General features: G+C 59.1%; 16 protein-coding genes and 3 pseudogenes. 8 read left to right on the top strand and 11 right to left on the bottom strand.

The window, feature by feature from the left end:
* Nucleotides 1–4: 4 nt before the first annotated feature.
* From K5I40_RS05505 to K5I40_RS05475, 7 genes and pseudogenes are all read right to left on the bottom strand, one after another.
* Nucleotides 5–778, bottom strand: a complete 774-nt coding sequence (locus K5I40_RS05505; RefSeq protein ID WP_223075310.1) for an amino acid ABC transporter ATP-binding protein — start codon at nt 776–778, stop codon at nt 5–7.
* Nucleotides 762–1,684, bottom strand: a pseudogene (locus tag K5I40_RS05500) (amino acid ABC transporter permease). The gene K5I40_RS05505 and the pseudogene K5I40_RS05500 overlap by 17 nt, the downstream one beginning before the upstream one ends.
* 9 nt (nt 1,685–1,693) lie before the next feature.
* Nucleotides 1,694–2,203, bottom strand: a complete 510-nt coding sequence (locus K5I40_RS05495; protein WP_039028690.1) for a GNAT family N-acetyltransferase — start codon at nt 2,201–2,203, stop codon at nt 1,694–1,696.
* 9 nt (nt 2,204–2,212) lie between these two features.
* Nucleotides 2,213–4,484: pseudogene (locus K5I40_RS05490) on the bottom strand (NtaA/DmoA family FMN-dependent monooxygenase).
* 15 nt (nt 4,485–4,499) lie between these two features.
* The gene (locus K5I40_RS05485; protein ID WP_223075312.1) at nt 4,500–5,621 is read right to left on the bottom strand and encodes an amidohydrolase; all 1,122 of its coding nucleotides are present in this window, start codon (nt 5,619–5,621) and stop codon (nt 4,500–4,502) included.
* Nucleotides 5,618–6,613, bottom strand: a complete 996-nt coding sequence (locus K5I40_RS05480) for an LLM class flavin-dependent oxidoreductase (RefSeq protein ID WP_223075313.1) — start codon at nt 6,611–6,613, stop codon at nt 5,618–5,620. Before K5I40_RS05480 ends, K5I40_RS05485 begins: the two co-directional genes overlap by 4 nt.
* Nucleotides 6,614–6,723: 110 nt before the next feature.
* Nucleotides 6,724–7,263, bottom strand: a complete 540-nt coding sequence (locus K5I40_RS05475; RefSeq protein ID WP_039028685.1) for an adenylate kinase — start codon at nt 7,261–7,263, stop codon at nt 6,724–6,726.
* A gap of 343 nt (nt 7,264–7,606) precedes the next feature.
* Here K5I40_RS05475 and K5I40_RS05470 point away from each other — a divergent pair, with 343 nt between their 5' ends.
* Nucleotides 7,607–9,142 carry a methyl-accepting chemotaxis protein gene (locus K5I40_RS05470; protein WP_223075314.1) on the top strand — a complete coding sequence of 512 codons (1,536 nt, stop codon included), beginning with the start codon at nt 7,607–7,609 and terminating at the stop codon, nt 9,140–9,142.
* Between the two features lie 66 nt (nt 9,143–9,208).
* Complete coding sequence (locus K5I40_RS05465; RefSeq protein WP_251929606.1) at nt 9,209–9,424, top strand: hypothetical protein; 216 nt, start codon at nt 9,209–9,211, stop codon at nt 9,422–9,424.
* On the opposite strand, the gene K5I40_RS05460 is transcribed toward K5I40_RS05465, so the two are convergent.
* Nucleotides 9,421–10,035 (bottom strand): Fic family protein, encoded by a 615-nt coding sequence (locus K5I40_RS05460; RefSeq protein ID WP_223075315.1) that lies wholly within the window; start codon nt 10,033–10,035, stop codon nt 9,421–9,423. The genes K5I40_RS05465 and K5I40_RS05460 overlap by 4 nt on opposite strands.
* A 233-nt stretch (nt 10,036–10,268) precedes the next feature.
* Here K5I40_RS05460 and K5I40_RS05455 point away from each other — a divergent pair, with 233 nt between their 5' ends.
* Together K5I40_RS05455 and K5I40_RS05450 are read left to right on the top strand one after the other, a co-directional pair.
* Entirely contained in the window at nt 10,269–11,513 is a 1,245-nt protein-coding gene (locus K5I40_RS05455; protein ID WP_223075316.1) for an MASE1 domain-containing protein, read from the top strand.
* Nucleotides 11,514–11,515: 2 nt separating this feature from the next.
* Nucleotides 11,516–12,823: an HdeD family acid-resistance protein gene (locus K5I40_RS05450; protein WP_223075317.1), complete on the top strand. Its 1,308-nt coding sequence runs from the start codon at nt 11,516–11,518 to the stop codon at nt 12,821–12,823.
* On the opposite strand, the gene K5I40_RS05445 is transcribed toward K5I40_RS05450, so the two are convergent.
* Entirely contained in the window at nt 12,795–13,193 is a 399-nt protein-coding gene (locus K5I40_RS05445; protein WP_139565159.1) for a cupin domain-containing protein, read from the bottom strand. The two genes, K5I40_RS05450 and K5I40_RS05445, sit on opposite strands and share 29 nt — an antisense overlap.
* 111 nt (nt 13,194–13,304) lie before the next feature.
* On the opposite strand from K5I40_RS05445, the gene K5I40_RS05440 reads away from it, so the two are divergent.
* Both K5I40_RS05440 and ansP read left to right on the top strand, forming a co-directional pair.
* Nucleotides 13,305–14,195, top strand: a complete 891-nt coding sequence (locus K5I40_RS05440; RefSeq protein WP_223075318.1) for a LysR family transcriptional regulator — start codon at nt 13,305–13,307, stop codon at nt 14,193–14,195.
* A gap of 346 nt (nt 14,196–14,541) precedes the next feature.
* A complete protein-coding gene (gene ansP, locus K5I40_RS05435) occupies nt 14,542–16,038 on the top strand; it encodes an L-asparagine permease (RefSeq protein ID WP_138369026.1) in 1,497 nt (498 codons plus the stop codon).
* Between the two features lie 169 nt (nt 16,039–16,207).
* On the opposite strand, the gene K5I40_RS05430 is transcribed toward ansP, so the two are convergent.
* Nucleotides 16,208–16,597: a RidA family protein gene (locus K5I40_RS05430; RefSeq protein ID WP_223075319.1), complete on the bottom strand. Its 390-nt coding sequence runs from the start codon at nt 16,595–16,597 to the stop codon at nt 16,208–16,210.
* Between K5I40_RS05430 and K5I40_RS05425 the strand changes: the two are divergent.
* Nucleotides 16,533–17,077 (top strand): annotated as a pseudogene (locus K5I40_RS05425) (TetR/AcrR family transcriptional regulator). The gene K5I40_RS05430 and the pseudogene K5I40_RS05425 overlap by 65 nt on opposite strands.
* A gap of 106 nt (nt 17,078–17,183) precedes the next feature.
* On the opposite strand, the gene K5I40_RS05420 reads toward K5I40_RS05425, so the two are convergent.
* Nucleotides 17,184–18,245: a YncE family protein gene (locus tag K5I40_RS05420; RefSeq protein ID WP_039028678.1), complete on the bottom strand. Its 1,062-nt coding sequence runs from the start codon at nt 18,243–18,245 to the stop codon at nt 17,184–17,186.
* Nucleotides 18,246–18,510: 265 nt separating this feature from the next.
* Here K5I40_RS05420 and pqqU point away from each other — a divergent pair, with 265 nt between their 5' ends.
* On the top strand, nt 18,511–20,625 hold the full coding sequence (pqqU, locus tag K5I40_RS05415; RefSeq protein WP_223075320.1) for a TonB-dependent receptor PqqU: 2,115 nt from the start codon (nt 18,511–18,513) through the stop codon (nt 20,623–20,625).
* The last annotated feature ends 27 nt before the right edge of the window (nt 20,626–20,652 follow it).

The raw sequence follows: 20,652 nt of genomic DNA, 5'->3' as shown, positions 1-20,652 counted from the left end.
CTCCTCAAAGCACTTTGGACAGGAACTGCCGCGTTCGGGCGTGGGACGGACGGTTCAACACCTCGTCGCTGCTACCCTGCTCAACAATTTTGCCATCGACCATAAACACCACCTGATCCGCCACTTCACGGGCAAAGCCAATCTCATGGGTCACCACCACCAGCGTAGTGCCGGAGCGGGCCAGCTTTTTGATGACGTCCAGCACTTCGCCCACCAGTTCCGGGTCCAGCGCCGAGGTCGGTTCATCAAACAGGATCACCCGTGGGCGCAGCGCCAGAGCGCGGGCAATGGCGATACGCTGCTGCTGACCGCCGGAAAGATGGCGCGACCAGGCGTCGGCTTTATCCCGCAGCCCCACCACGTCCAGCAGATCGTAAGCCCGCTCGATGGCCGCTTTACGGCTCAGCTGTTTATGGGCGATGGGGGCCTCAATCAGGTTCTCCAGCACCGTCAGATGCGGGAACAGGTTGAAGTTCTGGAACACGTAGCCCACGTTAACGCGCTGCTTGAGAATTGCCTTCTCCTTCAGCTCGTAGAGCGTGTTGCCCTCCCGGTGATAGCCGATGTAGTCCCCGTCAATCTGGATAAAGCCTTCATCCACGCGCTCAAGGTGGTTGATGGTGCGCAGCAAAGTCGATTTACCCGAGCCGGACGGCCCGAGGATCACCGTTACCGAGCCCGGGGGGATCTCCAGCGAGACGTTATCCAGCGCCTTGTGGCGGCCAAAAAACTTGCTTACGCCGGTAATGGAAATATGTCCTTCAGGAGAGGCTTGCATGTACGGGCTCCTGCGTCGATTGGGTGGTCACGGAACGGCTGCGGGTGGCGCGGGTGCTGTTCACCGCCGAGCGTCGCTCGCTGCGGGCCAGACCGCGTTCAACCAGATGCTGAATGGCGGAGAGCACGGTGGTGATCACCAGATACCAGACGGCACCGACCATCAGCAGCGGGATCACCTCCTGGGTGCGGTTGTAGATCATCTGGATGGTGTAGAACAGTTCCGGCATCGCCAGGACGTACACCATCGCCGTGCCCTTGGCGAGGCTGATAATTTCGTTGAACCCGGCCGGAGAATGGTGCGCAGCGCCTGGGGCAGAATGATGCGCAGGGTGCGGCGCGAGGCCGGTAGACCCAGCGCTGCGGCGGCTTCGTACTGGCCGTGATCGACCCCTAAAAAGCCGCCGCGAATGATCTCCGCGGTATAGGCGCTCTGCACCAGCGTCAGCCCGACCACCGCGGTGGAGAATTGCCCCAGTACGTTGATCGTTTCAAAGCTGCCCCAGGTGATGCCGGTAAAAGGCACGCCAAGGGAGAGCGTGTCGTACAGATAGGAGAAGTTGTAGAGGATGATCAGGACCACAATCAGCGGCAGGGAGCGGAACAGCCAGATATAGCCCCACGCCAGGCTGCTCAGCAGCCACGAGGAGGAGAGCCGTGCCAGCGCCAGCATGCCGCCGATCACCACGCTGAGCGCGGTGCCGATCAGCGTCAGCAGCAGCGTCTGCCCCACCCCTTCGAGGATCACCGGGTCAAAGAACCAGCGGGCAAAGACCGCCCATTCCCAGCGCGGATTAAAGGCCACCGACTGGATGACCACCGCCAGCACAAACAGCGCGACAACGGCGCCAGCGGTGCGCAGCGGGTAGCGCGCCGGGACCACTTTGATGGTTTCAACGTTGCTCATTGTCGTTCCTCATGCCGATTTACTGAACGCTTCGCGTACCAGCGTTTTGGTGAAGCGCAGCCGTCCATCGAACGGCGGCTGGCTGTACTCTTCCGGGTCGCGGGACAGGTCGAACTGCGCCGCGTAGCCCTGGCTCAGGTAGAGCCGTACCGCTTCCGGCTGGCGAAAGCCGGTGGTGAGGTAGATCTGGCTGTAGCCGGCAAGCACAGCCCGCCGCTCCAGCTCCTGCACAACCCGGGCGGCAAGCCCCTGCTGACGCAGGGATTTGTCGGTCCAGATACGTTTGATCTCAGCGGTCTGCGCATCGAAAGGTTTATATGCGCCGGTGGCGATAATTTTTCCGTCGCGCTCCAGCACAATAAACAGCCCCTGAGGCGCCAGATACCACTCGGTCAGTTCCACCTCGGCATCTTTAGAGAAGTAATCGCCGTAGCGCGCCGCGTACTCGCCGAACAGCCCCTCGATAATGGGCTGAAGATCGGCGTCCTCCGGCGATACGTCGCGAAAAAGGTCGCTCATGGGATCTCCTTAGTCGCCGAGGCCGGCCGGGTTAACTTCTGAATTCGGGATGCGCTCCACGCCTTCACCCCAGCGGTTCAGCACCTTGTCGTAGTCGCCGTTCTTGATCACGCCGTTGAGCGCGGTCTGCACCGGCTCCGCCAGGCCGCTGCCTTTTTTCAGGGTCACGGCGATGTGCGCCGCTTTCGGCCAGCCGCCGTCCACGCTGCCCACCAGTTTGGTCTTCCCGTTCAGGGCTGCTTTCCAGGCACCAATCACGTTCGGGCCAAAGTAGGCGTCCGCGCGGCCAGACTGCAGCGCCAGCGTCTGGGCGGCATCATCCTTGGTGTAGATCGGCGTGAACGGCTTCAGCCCCTTCTTCTGGTTTTCGGCATCCCACGCCAGCAGGATCGCTTCCTGGTTGGTGCCGGAACCCACAATAATCCGCAGCCCGGCGATGTCTTCCGCCGTCTCAAGTTTCTTGATTGGACTGGTGGATTTCACGTAGAAGCCCAGCGAGTCTTTGCGGTAGGTGGCAAAGTCGAACTTCTCTTTGCGCTCTTTGGTGACGGTGATGTTGCTGATCGCCGCGTCGTATTTCCCGGACGTCACGCCCAGCGGCCAGTCCTCCCAGGAGGTCGGCACCACATTCAGCTCCAGCCCGAGGCTGTCAGCCACCAGGCGGGCAATATCGGCCTCGCTGCCAATCAGGGTTTTGTTGTCATCGGCAAACACCGTCAGCGGCGGCTGGCTGAGCCCGGCGATCGCCACGGTGAATTTTCCCGGCACCACCGGCTTGAAGCTGGCCGGGAGCTGGGCGATAGCTTCCGGGTTTTTTGCGGTGTTGATCGGCGTTTTGTTGGCCTCGAGGCTCACCCCGGTGCCGTTGATATTGACGTTCTCTGCCCAGACGGCAGGGGTAAAGGCCAGCGCGAGCGCCAGAATAAGCGATGATTTTTTCATGGCAGGTTCTCTTAAGATTTCATTATTGTTGTGTGAACTGATTTACAGGCTGCACTAACCCCAGGCTCTCACGCAGGGTGGTGCCGGGATATTCAGTGCGGAACAGGCCGCGCGCCTGTAACAGCGGCACCACCTGGTCAACAAAACGCGGGAAGGTGTCCGGCGTGCCGCCCTGGATGATAAAGCCGTCCGCCGCATAGCCTTCAAACCACTGCTGCAGGCCGTCGGCCACCTGCTCCGGGGTGCCGGAAAAACGCGGGCGCGGCGAGGCGGCTTCCAGCGCCACCTGACGCAGGGTTAAGTTGCGCTCCCGGGCGTTGCGTTTGATCTCGTCCGTGGTGCTGCGGAAGCTGTTTTTGCCCAGATCGCCGATATCCGGAAAGGCCTCATCCAGCGGGTACTGGCTGAAGTCGTGATGCTCGAAGTAGCGGCCAAGATAGTTCAGGGCATCGTTGATCGAGACCAGCGCCGCGGTGGTCTGGTACTGCTCCTCCACGTCGTCGGCATCGTTTCCGACAATGACGCTCACCCCCTGGAAAATGTGCAGCTCGTCGGCACTGCGACCATGCTGTTTGAGCTGGCTTTTCACGTCGTGCCAGAACGCCTGGGCCTCCTCAAAGGTTTCGTGATGGGTGAAGATGGCGTCGGCATGTTTCGCCGCCAGCTTTTTGCCGTCGTCAGAGGCCCCGGCCTGGAAGACAATCGGCCTGCCCTGTGGGGTGCGGCCAATGTTCAACGGCCCCGCCACCTTAAAGAAATCACCGTGGTGATCGAGGGTGTGCAGCTTTTCAGGGTCGAAGAACTGCCCGGTCTCTTTGTTGCGCACAAAGGCATCGCCCTCCCAGGAATCCCACAGCCCTTTCACCACGTCGAGATACTCATCGGCGATGCGGTAACGCAGGGCGTGCTCGGGGTGCTTGTCGCGGGAGAAGTTCTTCGCCGACCCTTCCAGCGGCGACGTCACCACGTTCCAGCCTGCCCGGCCGTTGCTCAGGTGATCGAGGCTGGCAAACTGGCGCGCCACGGTGAAAGGCTCGCTGTAGGAGGTGGACAAGGTCCCCACCAGCCCCAGCCGTGAGGTGACGGTCGCCAGCGCCGACAGCACGGTGAGGGGCTCAAAGCGGTTGAGGAAATGCGGGATCGACTTCTCGTTGATGTACAGGCCGTCGGCGACAAAGATAAAGTCGAGCTTGCCCGCTTCGGCCTTCAGGGCCGTCTCTTTGACGAATTCAAAATTGATGCTGGCATCGGCGGGAGCCGCCGCGTGACGCCAGGCCGACATGTTCCCCGATGCGCCGTGCAATATGGTGCCAAGACGCAGCTGTCGTGTTGCGGACATATTCACTCCTTACCCTTAAAGTTGATTCAGTGCTTTTTCCGCAAGCCGGGCGAAGTATCGCGCGGCGGGTTCGATTAAGGCTTCGTCCGGGTTAAAGGCCGGATGATGCAAACCATACTGGCTGGCGCTGCCGATGCTGACGAAGGCGCCGGGGATCTGCTGCAGGTAGACGGCGAAATCCTCCCCGCCCATGTGCAGCTCGGCCTGCTGCGTTTCGTAGCCGGTTTCCCGCGCCACCGAGGTGGCGAACTCGGCCCAGGTCGCATCGTTGACCAGCGCGGTGGGCCCGGCGTACCAGGTGATATCGATCTGCGCGTTAAAGGCGCTGGCGAACCCGGCGGCGATCTCCGCCACCCGGGCCTTCACGTTCTGCTGCACTTCGGTGCGATGGGTTCTGAGGGTGCCTTCCAGCTCGACGCTTTCCGGCAGGACGTTCCAGGTGTTGCCCCCGGTAATGCGCGTCACGCTCAGCACCACCGAATCAAGCGTGTTTACGTTGCGGCTGGCGACGCTTTGCAGCGCAGTCACCAGCTGGCTGGCGATCACGATGGCGTCGTTACCTTCATGCGGGCGTGCGGCATGCGCCCCTTTGCCGGTAATGCGAAATACAAAGCGGTCGACGTTGGCGTAGAACGGGCCGCCACGGGTGGCAAAGTGCCCCACCGGTAAGCCCGGCTCGTTATGCATGCCGAAGATGGCGCTGACGTCGCGCAGGGCACCGGCGCGGACCAGGCTTTTCGCGCCGCCGAAGTTCTCCTCCGCGGGCTGGAACAGGATCCGCACACTGCCGTTAAGCTCGCTTTCACGCGCTTTTAGCTTCAGGGCCGCGCCGAGGATCACGCTGGTGTGAACGTCGTGGCCGCAGGCGTGCATGACGCCGGCGCGCTGAGAGGTAAAGGCCACGCCGCTGCGCTCCTCAATCGGCAGGGCATCAATATCCGCCCGCAGGGCGATCTGTTTGTCGCCCTTGCCCACTTCGGCCACTACGCCGGTCGCCAGGTCGTAAGGCAGAACCTTAATCCCGGCATCCCTCAGCCACTGACGCAGGCGGGCGGTGGTTTCCACTTCTTCGCCGGAGAGCTCCGGGTTCTGGTGCAACTCGCGGCGCCAGGCGATCAGCTGTTGTTCGAGGCTCATACCGCCACCTCCCGCAGCTGTCGGGCCTGGGCCAGCAGTCGCAGGGACTGCACGCGGGCCGCGCCGTCGGCGACCGGGGTATCGATGATGAACTCATCAATGCCCCACTGCTGATGCTGCGCCTCCAGCTGTTCGAGTACGGATTCGGCGGTGCCTGCCAGCAAAGACTGGGCGCGACGGGCGATACGCAGCGGCTCGCTGCCCGCCTGACGGGCAAAGGCGTAAGCCTGCTCTTCGCTGGCGACAGTTACGCGCTGGCCGTTGGCAAGCTCAACGCCCCACACTTCTACTGCGCTTGCCAGCGATTCGGCCTGCTCCTGGGTTGGGGCCACGATGGCCTGCACCGCGACAATCACCTCCCGGGCGCTGTGGGCGCGCCAGGTGCCAATCACCTCGCGCAGCAGATCGGGATCGCCATTCAGATGGGCGGCAAACACAAAGTCCCAGTCGAGGCTGGCGGCAAGGCGCGCGCTCTCCGTGCTGGCTCCCAGCAGGAAACCCGCCGCAGGCACCTGCGGCTGCGGGGTGGCGCGAACCGCCTCCTCCTGTGACGTCGGCTTGATCCAGCCGTTCAACTGAGCCAACTGGGACGCGAAATCGCCCTTCTCCTGCTGGCTGAGGCCGAGCTGTAACGCCCGGGTCGAGAGCGGAAGACCGCCGGGCGCTTTGCCGACGCCCAGATCCACCCGACCGGGGGCGATGGCCGCCAGCAGGTTGAAGTTTTCCGCCACTTTGTACGGGCTGTAGTGTTGCAGCATCACCCCGCCGGAGCCGACGCGAATGCGACGCGTTTGCCCCAGGATCCAGGCAATCAGCAGCTCCGGCGATGGGCTCGCCAGCTGAGGGGTATTGTGGTGTTCGGCAATCCAGAAGCGGTGATAACCCAGGGTTTCGGCCTGCTGCGCCAGGCTCAAGGTGCGCGCCAGCGCATCGGCGGCCGTTTCGTGTTCTGCGACAGGACTTTTATCCAGAATGCTGATTCGCCAGGACATGTTGCAATCTCGTTTGACTAAACATGTCGCCATTATTAAAGGGCGATTTCACCTCTGAGAAACAATTAATTTACATTTGGTTTGCCGGATTTCAGATATACAGCACTGGATTACAGCGAAGAACGCAGCCCGGCGATCAGGGCGTCGGCCTGCTGACGGGAGGTGATGCGCACGAAGCGGATGTGGGCATAGTTCGGGTTGTGCATGTCTGATTCATAGCGGGCCCGGTTGCTGCGCCAGGTTTTGATGGTCCACAGCAGGATTGAATCACGGCTGAAGAAGGAGCGGCGAAAGCTCTCCCGGTTGCCGGTACCGGGCCACAATTCCTGCTGCGTCCAGGCGCGTTTCGCGGCGCGGGTCACCGCCTGTCGCAGGGTGCGGGCGAAGCCGTAATCCACCCACACCACCAGATCGACCTCACGCCACTTCACGGGCCGGGTGCGGTTGTAGTTACCGTCCAGCACCCAGCCGGGGCTGGCGCTGAGGGCGGTCTCCAGCTTCGCGAAGAGGACGTCATCCGGGGTGCCCTGCCAGTCAGGGCGCCAGTACAGGGTGTCCATTTCGATACAGGGAAGCGCCAGTTCGGCGGCAATTCTGCGGGCCAGGGTGCTTTTCCCGCTGCCGCTGGTGCCAATAATATTAATTTTCATCGTTTCATCGCGGATCGGATAACGGGGTCAATATCATAATGTTTAATCAGTGTTAATGAAACGCTATTTCTGGTAGTCCGGTTTTGTCATGGATCCATTAATTCCTTTATATTTGGCTTAAGTCGGGTTATTCCCCGTCGGACTTAATATCTGCGCTTTGTTGATTGCATTTTTATTACATCAGATGCCGTTAACAGATAAAAAATAGTTAATTGTGACGCTATCCAACTGATTAGATTTTGTGGAGAATACGCCGTCCGTTCTTTTTAAAAATAACAATTTTCTCTTGCCTGAACTCTTTTTGGGCGGCTTTACTTTACTCAGACATCACCCGGAGTTATTCATGAGGCGTAACATTCACGTTACACAAAACGAGTATTTGCTTAACGAAGGCTCGACCTTAATGTCGACCACCGATACACAAAGTCATATTACGTACGCGAATTCAGCCTTTATTGATGCCAGTGGTTATAAAGAAGAACATCTTATTGGTGAGCCCCATAATGTGATCCGCCACCCGGATATGCCCCCGGAGGCGTTCGGCGATATGTGGTTTACCCTGCAGCAGGGCGAGAGCTGGACCGGCATGGTGAAGAACCGTCGTCACAACGGGGATCATTACTGGGTGCGGGCCAACGTGACGCCGGTTTATCAAAATGACGCCCTGACCGGTTATATCTCGGTGCGAAATATACCCTCGCGCCAGGAGATTGACGCCAGTGAAGCGGTTTACGAGCGGGTGCGAAATAATGAGTTAAAAGGCCACCGTTTTTATAAAGGCGTGCTGGTACGCCGGGGCATGCTCTCTTTTCTTTCACTATTTAAACGGCTCAGAATCACGAAACGCGTTAATTACGCCCTTGGGATTACCGCCCTGCTCACTTTCGCCGTTTCTTTATTTATTCCTGCCGGGATAATACAGGCAGCGGGGCTGGCGCTGCTGTTTATTATGCTTGGGCTGTTTCTTAACAACCAGATTTGTCAGCCGTTAAAAACCATCGTAAAACAGATGCAGCGTGTGGTTTCGGGTCGCAAAACGGATCACAGCCATTTCGATCGCGTCGATGAAATAGGCTTAATGATGCGGCTGGTTAATCAATCCGGCTTAAACCTCAACTCGCTGGTGGATGATGTCGGGGCCCAAATCGGCGGCATTCGCGATATCAGCCAGCAGGTGGCGCAAGAAGGCGATGCGCTGCAGGCGCGCTCGGAGGAGACGGCGGACGATCTGCAGCAGACCGCCGCCGCGGTGGAAGAGATTGCCAGCGCGGTTAAGCAGACCGCCGAAACCGCAGAAGAGGCGATCCAGATGGCCGACCAGACCAGCGCCAGCGCTTACCGCGGCGAGGCGGTGATGAAGCAGACCATCGGCGTGATGCAGTCTGTTTCGCGCGATAACGGCCAGATCGTCGATATCATCGCGGTAATCGACCGTATCGCTTTCCAGACCAATATCCTGGCGCTCAATGCCGCGGTGGAAGCCGCCCGCGCCGGTGAAGCCGGACGCGGATTTGCGGTGGTGGCCGCAGAAGTGCGTAATCTGGCCCAGCACTCAGCCTCTGCGGCGAAAGAGATCGCGGCGCTGATCGAGAAAAACGTCGCCAGCGTCAATGCCGGAGTCGATATGGTGGAGCAGACCGAAACCCAGCTGACCACCATGATTGGCAACGTGCTGAATATGTCATCTCTGATAAAAGAGATTGGTCACGCCACCCAGGAGCAGACCCAGGCCCTGAGCCTGATAAATGAATCCATTTCCCGTATCGGGGTGATGACCCACAACAACAGCGGGATGGTGGAGCACGTCACCCAGGCGGCTAACCACCTGACCCAGCGCACCACCCGCCTGCAGCAGGCGATTGCGGTGTTCGGGGGCTAAGATCGTGGGGGCGAAAATGTATTTTCGCCCTAATATTAAGAGAAGTGGTATCTGGACCTGGGTAAATTGACGAACCACCTTGCTAAAGGTTATGTTCATCCCTGGAATTTCCAGAATCGTTCAGAAGGTAACTGGCATGAGAAAAAAACCGTCACAAAAGCGCAAATTTATCGTTCCGTTGCCAGTTCAACAGCGATCGAAACAGGCGTGTCTGTGCAAAAAATTGAGCAGCAACTTAAACAGAATCTGGCTCAGGCTAAAGCCGTTGGTCTCGCCCGTTAATCGGGCAAAATATCGTTAACCAGTTGCATCATTGGGCTGTAGTTCCCCGCTACACCGGCCTGAATAGCCCTGAAATAGAAATCTTTATGCTCGTCCCACAGGCTGTAATCCAGTACGCCTTTTCCCGCCAAAACCGACATTACATCGCTAAGTAGCCGCGACAGACGCCCATTACCCTCTCTGAATGGATGGATTAAAATAAACTCAACATGACATTCAGCCAGATACTTCACCAGCTCAATACGAGTCAGAGATTGTAGTCCGTCGGAACGGGTAAGAAACTGCTTCTCGAAGCCAGCAATCAGTAAAGGGATCCTGTCGGCTGCGGCAAACTGAAAACCGTCTTTCCTTAGGTTGGCATTGCGCAATCTCCCGGCCCAGTCGTACACATTCCCCAGCCACTGGCGATGCCACTCCCGGGTATGTTCAAAAGTCAGCGGTGCAGTTGGTCGGTCTTCGATAAACAGCTGTTCATACAGCAACAGCAATAAGCCGGACTCCAGTGCATCCATTTCACTGGCATCAATGATCCCTAACCTGTTCACCAGAACCGAGTCATCTGAGCCAGGCTGGTAACGCTCTTCAGCGGAATTAAGTTCATATTTTGGCAAGCAATAACCTCCCCTCCAATAAATTCACAACGTTGCATCCTGCATGATCTGGATGGTAATCGAACGATCGTAGCGTTTTGGATTCACCTTATCTACCGCGATTCAGTGAATGGTCGCTGCGTGGTCTGATATCTTACGCCCTGTTCCTGACAACACACCACCGCCGCAAAAATGGCTAACCCGGCGAAAAGGTCATATCTTTTTATAGCGACGATCGCCGCCGGGGGCCCTGAATGAATGCAGAGAAACTGACGTTAGCGTGCTCACTGCTCGCCTGGGGGGCGCTCTATTATCTGCTGGGATGGCTCTCACTCTTCCTTGACGGGCCCGACATCCGGACCGCCTTTATCTGGTTGCCATCTGGCGTCGCCGTCGCCGCTTTTCTGCTCACCGCTAAAAAACAGTGGCTCGCGCTGGGGCTGGTGCTGTTTATCGCCCGTCTTGCACTGGGCATAACCTTCCACCATACGTTTCACGTATCGCTGGTGCTGGGGACGTTTTCACTCCTCAGCCATCTGGGTATCGCCTGGTCGGTGCGCCACTTCTCCCGGGGTTACGATCGGCTGCACAAAATCGTCAACTGGATCATTGCCACGGTTGTCTTCAGCACCCTGAGCGCGCTGGCGGGCGTCGTCTGGCTCTCTTACCTTGCGGGCACCCTGCAGATGGCGTGGTTCTGGCTCGCCTGGAGCGCCAACGTTACCGGCACGCTGTTCGTCACGCCGCCACTGATGGGTCTGCTGGCACTGGATAAAGACCCGCGGCGCGAGTCGCTGGGGGGCGTTTGTCTGGTGTTCGCGATCCTGCTGGCCACGCTGTTTATCTTCAGCGAGGTGCCCGACCGCAGCGACAATATCGCCCTGATCTACTCTCTGGCCTGCCTGCCGCTAATTCTGCTCACCGCCACCACCGTGGTGTGCGGTAATCGCCTGGCGTCGCTGGCGTTTATCCTGTTCAGCGCGGTGGTGATCTACGCCTCCTGGCGGGAAACCGGTCCCTTCTGGCTCGCCCGCCTGACGGCTGAAGAGTCGATTTTGCTGGCGCAGTGTTATCTCTCCGCCGCCGCCCTGCTTCTGGTCTTTATCCGCGCCCAGAAAACGCACCGGCAAAGGGATATTCAGGCCCGGAGTATTGCCTACTCCCTCGATCCTGAGACCGGCAGGCTGGCGTGGGATCCCCATGCTGACCCGACACTTGCCGCGGCATTAGCTCCGGTTAACAGCCGGGAGGCGCTGCTCTCCCGCATTCCCGACCCGGAACAGCAGGCGCAAATGGCCGCCCGCTGGCAGGCAACGGCAAAAGGCCAGCCGGTCGCCGAACGATTTCGCTTTACGCTGACCCTTGCAGGCCACCCGCCCGTGGCGATAACAGAGCGAAATATGCTGCTGATGGCGGACAGGGATCGCCCGGTGATTGTGGCATTCTGGTCTGAGGATAAAGGAAGCCTGTTTCAGCCCACGCCGCAGGAGGAGGGTTAACGATGCTGCAAATTGCCTTTTTACTCGCCGTGGCGGCGTTTGTCCGCAAAGCGGCCCCCTTATTTATGCTGGCGGGCGTTCTGTGGGGCGGACTGGGACTGGCGATTTTTATCGACGGCTTACAGGGCGGGCTGCATTTTCCGCTGCATGTCTTTGGCCTGTTTCTGCTCCTCGACAGCCTGGTTTCTCTGACGCTGGGCTCGGCGGCGAAGGGAACCCAGCGCGGGATCTTCTACTTCAAGGGCGGTCTGTTTCTGCTGATCGCCATTTTGATTTTATCCGGGCGGCATGACGGCACCCTGGCGCTGGCCATCGTCTTTGGCATTGCGTACTTCATTACCGGCCTGTTCACCATCGCCTCTGCCGTGGTGGTGCGGTTCAGCCACTGGCGACGCGCCCTGATGGCAGGCGTAGCGCAGATCCTGTTTGCGATTTTCTTGTTCCTGCCGTTTCCTACGGAGCACGACGGCACCGTCTCGCAGTTTATCGGCATGGTGATGCTTACCGGCGGGGTGCAGTCGGTCATCCTCTCCCTGCGCATGCGCCAGATCCGCCACGGCCGCTCGGTGTTTGATATTCTCGCCCCGCAGGCGCTAATCCCCGGCCCGCGCGAGGCGCTGCCGCCTGTCGTTACGAATACGTCGGGCAATCAGCTGATCGTCCACGTCTGGACCCCGGAAGGATCGGCAAAACAGCAGACCCTGCCGCGTCCGGTGATTAACCGCTATATCGCCGCGGTGGATGCCAACGGCGTGATCTCAACCGGCCATGCGGCGCTTGAGTGCCCGCCGGAACTCTATATCAGCCTCTATCCGGCGGCGGAGATCGACCGTTCCCCTTCCGAGTTCTTTAACCTGCTGAAGGCCGTGGAGGCGAACACCGTGGCGGGAAAATACCAGCCCAGCTACCGCTACGAGGCAGGGATCTGGTGCGAGTCGGACCGCAAAATCCACTTCTCGACCTTTAATGCCGCCTCGTTAACCGGATTCTGGACCCAGTACCGGCAAACCGAAACGTACAACCTGACCTGGCGCAACTGCTCCAGCAGCGTGGCCTATGCTCTGGAGGCGGCGCTGGACGGCGCGCTAAAAGAGCGCTGCGCCCGGGGCGGCTTTGTGCGCCTGCTGTTTATACCGGAACTGTGGATCGCCGCGCAGTTGCGCAAACGCGCCACCAATATGGCCTGGACGCCCGGGCTGGTGCTGGACTACACCCGGGCGCTGCACGCCATCGTTCATCCCGGCGACGTCTCGCTTGTTGCGCTGATCAAAAATCGGCTGTTTACGCCTGCGGATACTGCTCGTCGCTAACCTTTTCCAGCCACTCCACCGGGCTGCCGTTCACCGCTTCAGCAATGGCGATGTGGGTCATCGCCGTCTGGGCGCAGGCGCCGTGCCAGTGCTTAACGCCCGGTGGGATCCACGCGATATCTCCCTGATTGAGTGCTTCTGCCTCTTTGCCCCACTCCTGTAACCAGCCGCGCCCCTGGGTGACGATCAGGGTCTGGCCCAGCGGATGGGTGTGCCATGCGGTGCGCGCACCCGGCTCGAAGGTGACGGTCGCCCCACCCACTTTCGCCGGTTCGGTGGCCTGAAACGGCGCGTCGATGCGCACGGTGCCGGTAAACCAGGCTTCCGGGCCACGGGCAGACGGTAATGAACCACTACGGATAATTTTCATGCTGACTCCTCGTTTGCTGTTGCGTTAACAGTAGCGCATGCGAACGGCGAGGATTAGACTGCATAATCAGAAAGGAACCATGAGCAAAATTCATATATCCGGAGAGACGCGATGCTGAAAGACAACTTCAACGATCTGCTGTCGTTTATGGTGGTTGCCCGCGAGCGCAGCTTCACCCGCGCGGCGGCCCAGCTTGGCGTGTCGCAATCGGCCCTCAGCCACGCCATGCGCAATCTCGAAGCCAGGCTGGATATGCGCCTGCTTACCCGCACTACCCGCAGCGTGGCCCCTACCGAGGCGGGAGAACAACTGTTTATGCGCCTCAGCCCGCACCTGCTGGAGATCGAGCAGGAGCTGACCGCCCTGCGCGATATGCGTGACAAACCGGCGGGCAATATCCGCATTACCGCCGGAGAGCACGCCATGAGCGCGGTGCTGTGGCCGGTGCTGAAGCCCTTTATGGCCCAGTACCCGGACATTCATGTGGAGGTGACGGTGGATAACGGCCTGACGGATATCGTCGACGGGCGTTTTGATGCCGGGGTGCGCTTAGGCGAGCAGGTGGCGAAGGATATGATTGCGGTGCGCATCGCGCCGGATATGCGGATGGCGGTGGTCGGCTCCCCGGACTATTTTGCCCGCTTTGGTGAGCCGCAAAGCCCGGAACAGCTGGCGGATCACCGCTGCATCAACATGCGTCTGCCGACGCGCGGCGGTCTGTACGCGTGGGAGTTTACTCAGGAGGGGCGGGAGATCCGCGTCCGTGTGGACGGGCAGCTCACCCTGAACAACCTGCCCCAGCGACTGGATGCCGCTGAGGCCGGTCTGGGGCTGACGTATGTCCCGGAGGACACGGTGCAGGAGGCCATCAGCCAGGGGCGGCTGTTACGGGTACTGGAGGCGTACTGTCCGGCGTTTGACGGCTATCACCTTTACTACCCCAGCCGCCGTCAGCACACCACCGCCTTTGCCCTGCTGGTAGAAGCGCTGCGGCATAGCTGATCTATTTTCCGACGCGAGACATCAGATGCTGCAATACGTTTTTCTCTGAACGCATTCACTATAGGCAGATTCATTTATGTCTGCAACAGCCACAAACTGCTTTTGGTTATGAACAGAGTTCATCAATTACCGGCACGAACTATTTACTTCGATATGCATCACTTTCACTCCGTTATTTTTTGCGTCGAATATTAATTGCAGGTAGGATGCTTCGCCATGTTTTGCCTTATCCATACGCAGAATGACTGGAAAGGCAGAATATTTCCGCGCGGAAGCAATCGTTTGTATTGCCGCTGCGGGTTACGGACATCATGAAAGTGATTTTGACAGGTAAACAGGTAACTCAATGAAAACAAGCAATAAAAGCGCAGCCGATCATCATGCTGCGAAACGTCGCTGGTTGAATGCCCACGAAGAGGGCTATCACAAGGCGATGGGCAACCGTCAGGTGCAGATGATCGCCATCGGCGGCGCTATCGGTACCGGGCTGTTTTTAGGCGCAGGCGCACGTCTGCAGATGGCGGGCCCGGCCCTCGCGCTGGTCTATCTGGTGTGCGGGATCTTCTCCTTCTTTATTCTCCGTGCCCTTGGCGAACTGGTGTTACACCGTCCGTCCAGTGGCAGCTTCGTCTCCTACGCCCGTGAGTTCCTCGGTGAAAAGGCTGCCTACGTGGCGGGCTGGATGTACTTTGTGAACTGGGCGATGACCGGGATCGTCGACATCACCGCCGTGGCACTGTACATGCACTACTGGGGCGCGTTTGGCGATGTGCCGCAGTGGGTGTTTGCCCTTGGCGCGCTGGCTATTGTCGGTACCATGAACATGATCGGCGTGAAGTGGTTCGCCGAGATGGAGTTCTGGTTTGCGCTGGTAAAAGTACTGGCGATCGTCATCTTCCTGGTGGTGGGTACCGTGTTCCTCGGCACCGGCAAACCGCTGGACGGCAACATGACCGGCTTCCATCTGATCACCGATAATGGCGGTTTCTTCCCGCACGGCCTGCTGCCCGCGCTGGTGCTGATCCAGGGCGTGGTCTTCGCCTTTGCCTCCATCGAACTGGTGGGTACGGCGGCGGGCGAATGTAAAGATCCCGAGAACATGGTGCCGAAAGCGATCAACAGCGTGATCTGGCGTATCGGCCTGTTCTATGTCGGCTCCGTGGTGCTGCTGGTGCTGCTTCTGCCGTGGAACGCCTATCAGGCGGGCCAGAGCCCGTTCGTGACCTTCTTCTCGAAGCTCGGCGTGCCGTACGTGGGCAGCATCATGAACATCGTGGTCCTGACGGCGGCGCTCTCCAGCCTGAACTCCGGTCTGTATTCAACGGGCCGTATTCTGCGCTCCATGTCGATGGGCGGCTCTGCGCCGAAGTTTATGTCGAAGATGAGCAAGCAGCAGGTGCCTTACGCGGGCATTCTGGCGACGCTGGTGGTCTACGTCTTTGGCGTGTTCCTGAACTATCTGGTGCCGTCGCAGGTGTTTGAGATCGTCCTCAACGTCGCGGCGCTGGGTATTATCGCCTCCTGGGCCTTTATCGTGGTGTGCCAGATGCGTCTGCGCAAAGCGATCAAAGAAGGCACTGCGGCTGACGTCAGTTTTAAAATGCCGGGCGCACCGGTCACCTCCTGGCTGACGCTACTGTTCCTGTTCAGCGTGCTGGTGCTGATGGCGTTCGATTATCCAAACGGAACTTACACCATCGCCACTATTCCACTGCTGGCGGTTCTGCTGGTAGCAGGCTGGTTTGGCGTGCGTAAGCGCGTGCATGAGATCCACAGCACCGCACCGGTACACCCGAATGATGAAAAGCGGGATGGTCCGCTGGTGGAAGAAACATCACGGTAAAAGCGTGAATTAAAAAGGGAAGGCTTAGCCTTCCCTTTTTTTTGCCCGGCGGCGCTGCGCTTGCACGGGCCTACGGGTCGAAATTCGTAGGCCGGGTAAGGCGCAGCCGCCACCCGGCATGCAGGCCGCACGACCGTTTCTTGCCCGGCGGCGCTGCGCTTGCGCGGGCCTACAGTTTCGGAGGGATCCGCGCAATCACCTTAATTTCGAAATCAAACCCTGCAAGCCAGGTCACCCCGATGGCGGTCCAGTTCGGATAAGGAGGCTGCGGAAAGAGAGACTGTTTAACCTGCATGATCGTTGAAAACTGATTTTGCGGATCGGTATGAAAGGTGGTGACATCAATTAGATCCTCAAAAGTACACCCCGCCGCAGCCAGTGTCGCTTTCAGATTATCAAACGCAAGCTGCACCTGAGCGGCTAAATCCGGCTCCGGCGTACCGTCGGCGCAACTTCCTACCTGACCAGAAACAAACAGCAAATCACCGGAACGGATCGCGGCAGCGCGAAAAGCCTTTGCTGAGAAGGGCTTTGCTGAGGCATCAATGGATGAACTCACGGCAGCGTGGGGCTGACCCGCGGGGCGCTGTACCACAATTTTGGCGATAAAAAAGGTCTCCTCGCCGCCGTTGTCGCTCAGATGGACGGTGAAATGGCGCAACGCGCTAAGGCTGAGGCCGCAGATGCGGGTGATGACTGGGAAAAACTGTTAGCGGAAGGCGTCGCCTATATCAAAATGGCGCTCGACCCCGAAGTGAGACGTATCGTTCTGCTTGATGGGCCCGCTTTTCTGGGCGATCCCGCGCAGTGGCCTGGCCAGCTGAGCTGCCTTGAATCCACCCGCCAGAGCATCCAGAAAATGCTCGATCGCGGTGTGATAAAAGCGGTGGATGCTGACGCCGCGGCCTATATGTTAAACAGCGCAGCCATGAATGCTGCGCTGTGGATAGCCGCCAGCCAGGATCCACAGAGGGCGCTGCCTGCCATTACGGAGGTGTTTACACTGCTGGCAAGCGGTCTGTGCCAACGTCCGCAATAAATGTACCGCCTTTTGCCCGGCGGCGCGGCGCTTGCACGGGCCCACGGGGCAAAATTCGTAGGCCGGGTAAGGCGCAGCCGCCACCCGGCACAACCACGCGCGAAACTTACAGCGCGATACGGATCACGTCATCCGGCTGGGTGGCTTCCTGCTGACGGGTCGACTTCTGCTTCACCGTCACGTACAGGGTTTTACCGTCGGCGGAGAGCGCCAGGCTGTTCGGGAAGGTCGGGGTGTCGTGGGTTTTGGTCACTTTATAGGTTTTCGCGTCAATCACGCTCACCTTGCCCGCTTCACGGTGGGTCACGTAGGCTTCATCACGCGCCGGGTTGAACAGCACCGCCAGGGATTCAGGCGCGGCCACTTTGCTGATGACGCTGCCGTCTTTCAGGGAAACCACCAGCACTTCCGGCTGTTTGGAGTCGGTAATAAACGCACGCTGGCCCTTCACGTCGAGGCTCAGGTTCAGGTAGAAGTGCTCTTTCCCGTCGTCCTGCAGCTTCTTACGCTCGATGATTTTGTTGGTGGCAGTGTCGATAGTCACCAGCTCGCCGTCGCCGTTAGTGGTGTACAGACGCTTCGCCTGCGCATCCAGCGCCAGGCCGGTGCTGAACTTGCCGGTACCGGAGATGGTCTCTTTCAGCTTCAGCGTTTCGCCATCCACCACCCAAATCACGCTCTCTTTACCGATGCCGGTAATGTACACGCTGTTGGTAGTGTCATCCGCGACCAGCTCGCGCGGCTGCAGCGGTTTTACCGTTTCGCTACGCTTGCGGTCATCAAGCACCAGACGGCCCTTCACGTCACCGGTTTTAGCATCAATGGCGGTTACCGCGCTGTTGGTGGTGTTACCAAACCACAGCGTCTGGGTGGCGTTGTTGATGGTGGCGCCAAACGGTTTCAGGTCGCTATGAATGGCCTGCGTCACTTCCAGCGTCAGCGGATCGAGACGGTACACCACCCCACCTTTATCCGTTTTGCGGCTCTGGGTGGTGGCAACCCACAGCGCATTCTCCTGCTGGCTGACGGCCATCTCATATGCGCCTTTACCAACCGCTTTACGCAGCATCTCTTCTGCGGCATGAACATTAAAAGTACCGGCGACCAGCAGAGAACCCAACAGCAGTGAGCCACGCAGACGCGGCGAGCACAGGTGACGTAAATTCATAACAACTCCCTTTTGAGTAAATGGTATCGCTGACATCGCTTCCGGCTGGCAAAGTCATCGCTTCGCCTGATTATTGATGAGAATAGTAATCATTATTTATCTCAATGTGGAGTAATTCTTGCTCGCAACGGGCCCGTTCGCTGATTTAACCTACACTTGGGTTAACGCTATGTGCTGTTTTGGTTTTCAAAATATTTACAAAAGATTTACCATACACGCACATGTTCCATTTGGTTCGTCCTTTCCTTAACCGGTTTCTTAATCCATGAAAATCTTTTCTGCCCGCAGGGCAACGCTTCCCCTGCTGTTGGTTCCTGTTGTGTTAGCCCCTGTCGTGGCGATGGCCGCCGACGAACAGACCATGATCGTCAGCGCATCGCCGCAAACGCTCTCCGAGTTAGATACCCCTGCCGCCGTCAGCGTGGTAAACGGCGAAGATATGCGTCAGGCCGCGCCGCGCATTAACCTCTCTGAATCTCTCGGCAGCGTGCCGGGGCTACAGATCCAGAACCGGCAGAACTACGCCCAGGATCTCCAGCTCTCTACCCGCGGTTTTGGTGCCCGCTCCACCTTTGGGGTGCGCGGGATTCGCCTCTATGTGGACGGTATCCCGGCGACCATGCCGGACGGCCAGGGGCAAACTTCGAACATCGATCTCAACAGCATCGAGAGCGTGGAAGTGCTGCGCGGCCCCTTCTCCGCCCTGTACGGCAATGCTTCCGGCGGCGTGCTTAATATGACCACCGAAACCGGACGTGAGCCGAACACCGTCGAGGCCAGCAGCTACTACGGCAGCTACGGCACCTGGCGCTACGGCATGAAGGCCACCGGTGCGATGGGCGACGGCACCCACCCGGGCGACGTGGATTACACCGTCTCGACCACCCGCTTCACCACCCACGGCTATCGCGATCACAGCGGCGCGCGTAAGAATCTGGCCAACGCAAAACTGGGCGTGCGCGTCGACGACGCCAGCAAGCTAAGCCTGATTTTCAACAGCGTGGATATGAAAGCCAACGATCCGGGCGGACTGGACTATCAGGAGTGGCGGGACAACCCGCGCCAGTCACCGCGCGGGGATCAGTACAACACCCGTAAAACCATCAAGCAGACCCAGGCTGGCCTGCGCTATGAGCGCCAGCTCAGTTCTCAGGACGACCTCAGCGTGATGGCCTACGCCGGTGAACGCGAGATGACCCAGTACCAGTCGATCCCGTATCAGCCGCAGCTCAGAGCCACCCACTCCGGCGGCGTGATTGATATGCAGCGCCACTATCAGGGGATCGACACCCGCTGGACCCACCGTGGGGAGCTGCTGGTGCCGATGACCTTCACCACCGGCCTGAACTACGAAAACATGAGCGAAGATCGTCGCGGGTATGAAAACTACGTGATGAACAACGGGGTGCCGGACTACGGCGTCAAAGGGGCGAAACGCCGCGACGAACGCAACCTGATGTGGAACGTCGACCCTTACCTGCAAACCAACTGGCAGCTGACGCAGAAGCTCTCTCTCGACGCGGGCGTGCGCTACAGCTCGGTGTGGTTCGACTCGAACGATCACTACGTGCAGGGGGCCAACGGTGATGACAGCGGCGACGCCAGCTATCACAAATGGCTCCCGGCAGGCGCGCTGAAGTACCGCGTGACCGACGCCTGGAACCTGTATGCCGCCGCGGGTCGCGGGTTTGAGACTCCGACCATCAACGAGCTCTCTTACCGTACCGACAACCAGAGCGGCCTGAACTTCGGCCTGAAGCCGTCGACCAACAACACCTATGAGGTGGGGAGCAAAACGCGCATCGGCAACGGCCTGTTCACCGCAGCGCTGTTCCGCACTGATACCGACGATGAGATCGTGGTCGACGCCAGCGCGGGCGGGCGCACCAGCTACAAAAACGCCGGTAAAACCCGCCGTCAGGGTGTGGAGCTCTCCCTCGATCAGCAGTTTGCTGAGAACTGGAAGCTGAAAATGGCCTGGACGTACCTGGATGCCACCTACCGCACCAACGTCTGTGGCGATGGCGACTGTAGCGGCAACCGGATGCCGGGCATTGCGCGCAATATGGGCTATGCCTCCTTTGGCTGGCAGCCTGTCGAGGGCTGGTACGCGGGCTCTGACGTGCGCTACATGAGCGACATCATGGCCGACGACGAAAACAGCGCCAAAGCGCCGTCCTACACGGTAGTGGGCCTGAACACCGGGTATAAGTTCAACTACGGCAACTGGGGAATGGACGTGTTTGGTCGGGTGGATAACCTGTTCGACAAAGAGTATGTCGGCTCGGTTATTGTCAACGAATCGAACGGGCGTTACTACGAGCCTGCGCCGGGGCGTAACTACGGGGTGGGCCTCTCCGTCTCGTATCGCTTCGAGTGATAATAAGACCGGCAGCCCAGGCTGCCG

The sequence above is a fragment of the Leclercia sp. LTM14 genome (assembly GCF_023736175.1).
Lineage (GTDB): Bacteria > Pseudomonadota > Gammaproteobacteria > Enterobacterales > Enterobacteriaceae > Enterobacter > Enterobacter barmai.
The sequence above is the reverse complement of the archived record's forward strand: the minus strand, read 5'-3'. Positions and strand labels throughout refer to the sequence as shown.

Excerpts from the sequence above, each read along its gene's own strand:
- K5I40_RS05505 (WP_223075310.1), bottom strand. The coding sequence starts at position 778 with ATGCAAGCCTCTCCTGAAGGACATATTTCCATTACCGGCGTAAGCAAG.
- K5I40_RS05495 (WP_039028690.1), bottom strand. The coding sequence starts at position 2,203 with ATGAGCGACCTTTTTCGCGACGTATCGCCGGAGGACGCCGATCTTCAG.
- K5I40_RS05485 (WP_223075312.1), bottom strand. The coding sequence starts at position 5,621 with ATGAGCCTCGAACAACAGCTGATCGCCTGGCGCCGCGAGTTGCACCAG.
- K5I40_RS05480 (WP_223075313.1), bottom strand. The coding sequence starts at position 6,613 with ATGTCCTGGCGAATCAGCATTCTGGATAAAAGTCCTGTCGCAGAACAC.
- K5I40_RS05475 (WP_039028685.1), bottom strand. The coding sequence starts at position 7,263 with ATGAAAATTAATATTATTGGCACCAGCGGCAGCGGGAAAAGCACCCTG.
- K5I40_RS05470 (WP_223075314.1), top strand. The coding sequence starts at position 7,607 with ATGAGGCGTAACATTCACGTTACACAAAACGAGTATTTGCTTAACGAA.
- K5I40_RS05455 (WP_223075316.1), top strand. The coding sequence starts at position 10,269 with ATGAATGCAGAGAAACTGACGTTAGCGTGCTCACTGCTCGCCTGGGGG.
- K5I40_RS05450 (WP_223075317.1), top strand. The coding sequence starts at position 11,516 with ATGCTGCAAATTGCCTTTTTACTCGCCGTGGCGGCGTTTGTCCGCAAA.
- K5I40_RS05445 (WP_139565159.1), bottom strand. The coding sequence starts at position 13,193 with ATGAAAATTATCCGTAGTGGTTCATTACCGTCTGCCCGTGGCCCGGAA.
- K5I40_RS05440 (WP_223075318.1), top strand. The coding sequence starts at position 13,305 with ATGCTGAAAGACAACTTCAACGATCTGCTGTCGTTTATGGTGGTTGCC.
- ansP (WP_138369026.1), top strand. The coding sequence starts at position 14,542 with ATGAAAACAAGCAATAAAAGCGCAGCCGATCATCATGCTGCGAAACGT.
- K5I40_RS05420 (WP_039028678.1), bottom strand. The coding sequence starts at position 18,245 with ATGAATTTACGTCACCTGTGCTCGCCGCGTCTGCGTGGCTCACTGCTG.
- pqqU (WP_223075320.1), top strand. The coding sequence starts at position 18,511 with ATGAAAATCTTTTCTGCCCGCAGGGCAACGCTTCCCCTGCTGTTGGTT.